The following is a 5,394-nucleotide window of genomic DNA, read 5'->3' as shown; positions in this document are numbered from 1 at the left end:
TCAAGCTGTGCAAAGGACTGTATTATCGCCACAATGGATATTTTTCTTGAACGTCCTGCGGAGAACATAGATTCAGCGCCCTCTATCTTAGGAAAAGTTCCAAACTCGTCGCAGTAAAACATAACTCTGTTTTTAAGCTTGCCGCCGTTTTCGTCTGCAATGACTAATATCTCACGGTAAAGCTGCTGGATAAGCAGACTGACCATAAAGTACTTGCTTGTATCTTCTTCGGGAAGAACGATAAAGATAGCAGACTTTTCATTGCAGAACTTCTCAGCGTCTATCGCTGTTCCAAAGCACAGCATTTGTTCAAGTTCAGAATCAAGAAAACTGTTAAGCCTTGACAACGCTGTACTCATTACCGACAGCATAGACTGGTCAGATGCATTCAGAGCCGCTCCTGCAAGCCATTTTGCTTTGTGTTCGCTAGGAAGCTTGTCCATAAGCTTTGAAAAATACATTTTAGGTTTTGCTTTCGGGTCTGGCTGATACTTAGCAAGTAAGTCCTGAATAAGCTTGAAAACGGAAACGATATGCCGTTCATTTTTATCGCCAAACTCCGCTAAAAGCAGTATGACCGAGGCGAGCAGACCCTCAGCCGCATCGTAGAAAAAAGCGTTTTGTCCGTAGTTGTGGATGTCACCGTCGCCGATATTGATAATTGTTTTTGCTGTGATCTTAGCATATTTCTCAGCCTTTGCTTTCGCTGAAAGATTGTTTTTATCGGACAGATAAATATCCATATACTTGTTTACAAGGTGCAGGATATTGTTTTCGTCTGAGCGTGTAGGGTTACGCAGATCAAGCACAGAAACATTGTAGTCATAATACTTTTTGGCGATAGTTCCGTAGTTTCGTGCAACGTCGCCTTTTGTATCAGTTGAGATAAATGACATTCCCGAAGCACAGGCAAGCTCTATGTTCGGATACAAAAAGTATGCAGTCTTGCCGACTCCTGCCGCTCCTATCATAAGAGTATGAACATCTCCGTCATCCACAAGAGCTATGGTTTTCTTCCCTGAACCTCTGCAACCAACAACTGTGCCTTGTACAGTCGGCAGATTCTTACCCTGCCGCCAGAGTTCAGGCTCGAATGGCAGAAGGATAAAAGTTCTCTTTATCTCCGTTTTCGTCGCCCACCTTGCAGTTCCGTGCTGTCCGTTGCCGACCTTTTTCGCCTTAATTCCGTTAAGCGACTTGTTGTCAAGCAGATTTACAACTACTAAAAATGCAACAAAAATCACTGCAAGCACGCCTATTAAAATCATTTGTTTTTCATTCAATTTTTCACTTCCAATCATAGAATATTCTATCTTTTGTATTTAATAAGATAGTTAGTTTGTTATCTTCAAGGTATTGCGCTGTGAGGCGGAGGGTATAGCAATAGCCGCAAACGGCTATTGCTGCAAGTTTTTCTTTGAGGACAATGTCCTCAATTTTGCTTTACAAAACCAAAAAACTTGATCAGCTGAATTCCATACAAGGTTCGGGTTCTGAAACTATATCTTCTGATTCAATATTCTCTTGCATAGGAGCATTTAAAGTTTCCTCAACAGACAGTCTTACAGCGCTGTCGGCGAGCTGATACAGCAATTTTGCCGTATTTACCGACTGCTCACGGGTACGGGCGGTCTGTCGCAAGTCCTTTAGCACTGTCTGAACACACTCCTGCAAATTCCTCTGTTTCTGTGATTTTTTGCCCTTGTCGGTGTAAGGCTTGTAACTACCCTTGAGTTTGTGTTGGAGCCTTTCAAATGCTTTACATTCGCTGTTAATTCGCTCACTTTTGGGCATGAAAAATGCCGAGCCAGCCAGCGCATACTCAGCGAGATATTTGTATTGTTCGTTCTTGAAGGTGGCATAGATCTGAGACGTCAGCTTATCCGGACGGCATTTGAGATACTGCAAATTTTTCGACTGACGATGATATTCTTCTTTATGTTGGTTAGGGACAGCAGGAAGAGCATAAACGCCATTCTTTGCTTTTAGTACCTCGTTCCAATCTTTGTACGGAGGCGCAAGGCGTTTTACGTTTGAATATCCGTTCTCATTTAGAATATCCTTTAAACGGTCAACAGCCTCGATACCGCCCTCGTCATTATCAACGCAGAGAATGACTTCTGACAGGTTAGAATGGTTTTTTAAAGCCGTCAAAACAGCATTTTCATAAACTCCGTTCATAGCGATGTAGCTGTGTTTCTGCCAATCTTTCGGATAAAGCGTAAGAAAACTCAGCATATCTATGGGAGCTTCAAATACATAAAGTCGTTCATTTTCTCCGAAATGTGCAAAGCTGTAACGGGTATCAGAACCGCCGCAAGTGATACGAAACGTACCTCCAACGCTGTTTGTTGACCGCTTATGTGCCTGCTTAGGCTCGCCATTTTCATTAAGTCCGACAAATACTGCGTTGTGGTGGGTTTTATCCTCATAGAGGGTATGCTGTTTGGCAAAGTGTGTGATGATGTCAGCCGAGATAAACCGCTGTTTTATGAGGTAGGCGTATACCCTGTGCATATCGCTGTTCGGTTCTGGAAGTTTAAATTCTCTTGTTTTTTGCTCTTGTTTATCCGCTTTCGGTGGGCTGTTAGACAGCGGAGATATGCTCCGACCAAGCAGTTCCTGAACCGCAGTCTGAAAGTCCATACCATAAAACTCCTGCATAAACTTTATTGCTCCGCCGCCTGTCTGATTTTTATGGTCGAACCATTTTGATCCACGGATAGTTATACTGTCGTGCCTGCCGGAGCTGTCACAGTAAATGAGCTTATGCTCTCTGCCAACACGTTCAAGCTTTTCTCCTCGCATTCTGAGAAACTGCTCAAGGTCTACGCTGTTGGCAAGGACTTTTTGTTCGTCTGTAAATGGGATATATGGCACTTTATCACCGCCTTAATACTTGACATTCTCCGCAAACTTACTCATCAGCTGCGAAAAACTCTGCCTCTCCATCATATCCGAACTGAGAAAAGCACCCGACGCAACGGTCAGCTTGTTTTCACTAAGAACAGCGTAGGTCTCAGTGTATCCAAACTGCGACGCCATTCCATCAGTTTTCTGGACTGACGCATAACGCTGATATTTTCCCTTTGATACAACGCTGCTTGTCATTCTGTAATCGGACACAAAATCGTCCGCTGTGATACCGTTCATCTGAGCAGCAGTCTGCCTGAAGTAATGATCCCCTAAATTTTCAAGGATATATTCCATATCGTAAGAAAGACCGCTTTTACTCAGATCAATACACATCACCTCAACAGAACCACCTCCGTTTGTGCCTTTAAGCGTTATCTTCTGCACACCATTTGAATCATCGATTTCATTATCAAAAGAACAGCCTTTCATAGCTTCCGCTACCAATTCACTTGTATCCACAAAGGATATATCGGAATCGAAAAATTCGGCAATAAAGGTGTCCGTCTTTATCTTTTCATCCTCTAAACTGCTTTCAGCCCCTGAAGAGGCAGCCGAGTCGTGTATGGACTCGGCTGTGGTTGTAGTAGTTGTTTCCGTAACAGCATTCTGGATCGGCGGACTGATCGTTCCGCAAGCTGTCATTGTCAGCATAAACGCTGCTAAAATTGCAGTCAATGCTTTTGCTTTCATATTCATTTTCCCCCCTATCAGATTATGCTCCAGATGTACAGCGGACAGGTCAGGGAAAAGATCAAACAGCCGAAAATGATAGCGATCGGCGTCCATTCAAGCTGACCGTGTTTGCGATAATCGAGGTATGCGAGTGTTATCTTCACAAACAGCAGAACTGCAAGTATAACGTCTATCACGGGAAACACCACATTGTTTACGACTGAAACGACCTGTGCTCTTGCTGTAGTCCAAGTGCTTGTCACCGCCCCCGCAACATCGCCCGAAGCATAAGCGGTTATTGACATCATCTGCACAAAACAAAATGCGCTTACTGCCGCCGCAATGATTTTCTTTTTTGATCTCATTACACATCATCCTCTCTGTTTTCGATAATTTTCCCTACCAGAATTGTGCGGCTGTTACCCTCTGCAGAAGTACAAGTTGACAGCGTTATCAGGTTATCTTCTTCGGAAATGCCGATCTCCTTGTAAATACTCGCGCAGTTTCTGAGCTGTAAATCCCACTCTTCAAAGGTCGGATCAGCAAGATAAAGTCCGCTTGTGTCTGTAGTTCTTGCAACCGCAAAGAAATCTATCAACCGAACATTGTCATCGGTAGTCAGCCAGCCGTAGCTGTGTTCCATGAAATATTCCTCGTTTTCGTAATTCGGAATATCTGCAAACATCGTTCCATTGCCCATATTGTGACCATAAATAACGCTGTTGAAGTCCGAAAAATCACTTGAACAGCGGTAGTCCATAAACAGCGAGCCTGCATAGAGATAGCTTCCGTCCGCCGCCCTGTGAGCGTAATATTCATTATCTTCCGACTGCATGACCGGGTAATCGATATTTGTACCGGGGATATACAGCCAGGCCACGGAGTCACTATGCTCGTTGGAAAGCTGCCGTACCTGTGCTGTAAGCTCCTTTTTTGTATCTTCGGGAACTCTGTCCGCCGATGGCTTGTCAGAACTATTGTTGACTGCCTCATCAAGCGTTTCTCTCGCTATCGGGGTAGGAGCATAGATCAGAATATCCTGCCAATTGATTTTCTGAGCCACGTCGTTTTTCACCAGAAGATAAATTCCCCCTCCGAGGAGGGCGGCTGCGGTCACAGCCGCAATAGTGCGAATAGCTTTGGTTTTCTTAGTCATAGATCAATCCTCATCAATTTCAATAAATTCGGGGCAAAGAGCTGAATGATCTTCAGGCTCCTTGTCATCATTTTTCTTTCTGCTAATGATCAGCACAAGAAAGATTATGAGCGAAGCGCCCATAAGTGCAAATGCCGCAAAATCACTGTGGTTATCGCCTGTATACGGAGTAGTGGTTTTAGGTGTAAGCTCGTCATACATAACGACTTCGGTCACGCTGCCGTCAGCGTTTACCGTGAACTTGATTTCATTTGCAATCTCGTAACCGTCGGGAGCGATAGTTTCACGAAGCGTGTACTCCTTGCCTGCGATCAGCTTGCCTTCGATGAAGTGAGCCTCGTCCGTGGATACCCATTCCTCAACAACATTTCCGTTCTCGTCAATAATTTGCAGAGTAGCACCCGGCAATTCTTCGCCTGTTGTAATGTCCCGCTTTGAAATACGAACCTTAGTGGTATCGTCCACCATAGCGATAAGCGGATTGCCATTATCTGAAACGGCCGTAAAATCAACGTTTTCTACCATAACATTGCCGTAAACATCAACAGTAAATTTAATGTCCGTTGCAATCACATAACCGTCGGGAGCGGCAATTTCTTTAAGCATATATTCACCTGCACCAAGCTTTGAAACAATGTGGTTTGTGCCGT

At 44.2% G+C, this 5,394-nt stretch carries 6 protein-coding genes; all 6 read right to left on the bottom strand.

What is annotated here, in order from left to right; genetic code table 11:
- Positions 1-1,283 (bottom strand): type IV secretory system conjugative DNA transfer family protein (locus tag AB5123_RS13660; RefSeq protein ID WP_347171249.1); only part of this gene is annotated, 1,283 nt, incomplete at its 3' end.
- A 181-nt stretch (positions 1,284-1,464) separates the two neighbouring features.
- Positions 1,465-2,880, bottom strand: coding sequence for a DUF3991 and toprim domain-containing protein (locus tag AB5123_RS13655; protein WP_051706981.1), 1,416 nt, complete (start codon positions 2,878-2,880; stop codon positions 1,465-1,467).
- A 12-nt stretch (positions 2,881-2,892) separates the two neighbouring features.
- On the bottom strand, positions 2,893-3,606 hold the full coding sequence (locus AB5123_RS13650; protein WP_041337572.1) for a hypothetical protein: 714 nt from the start codon (positions 3,604-3,606) through the stop codon (positions 2,893-2,895).
- Between the two features lie 17 nt (positions 3,607-3,623).
- Positions 3,624-3,953: a DUF3852 domain-containing protein gene (locus AB5123_RS13645; RefSeq protein ID WP_041337574.1), complete on the bottom strand. Its 330-nt coding sequence runs from the start codon at positions 3,951-3,953 to the stop codon at positions 3,624-3,626.
- Positions 3,953-4,744, bottom strand: coding sequence for a class B sortase (locus tag AB5123_RS13640; RefSeq protein WP_051706983.1), 792 nt, complete (start codon positions 4,742-4,744; stop codon positions 3,953-3,955). Before AB5123_RS13640 ends, AB5123_RS13645 begins: the two co-directional genes overlap by 1 nt.
- A 3-nt stretch (positions 4,745-4,747) precedes the next feature.
- Positions 4,748-5,394: collagen binding domain-containing protein (locus tag AB5123_RS13635; protein WP_368364954.1), on the bottom strand; the 647-nt coding region annotated here is incomplete at its 5' end.

Origin of the sequence: Ruminococcus sp. RTP21204st1_B2_RTP21204_210225, assembly GCF_040914135.1 — a bacterium.
In the GTDB taxonomy this organism is placed as follows: domain Bacteria; phylum Bacillota; class Clostridia; order Oscillospirales; family Ruminococcaceae; genus Hominimerdicola; species Hominimerdicola aceti.
The sequence above is the reverse complement of the archived record's forward strand: the minus strand, read 5'-3'. Positions and strand labels throughout refer to the sequence as shown.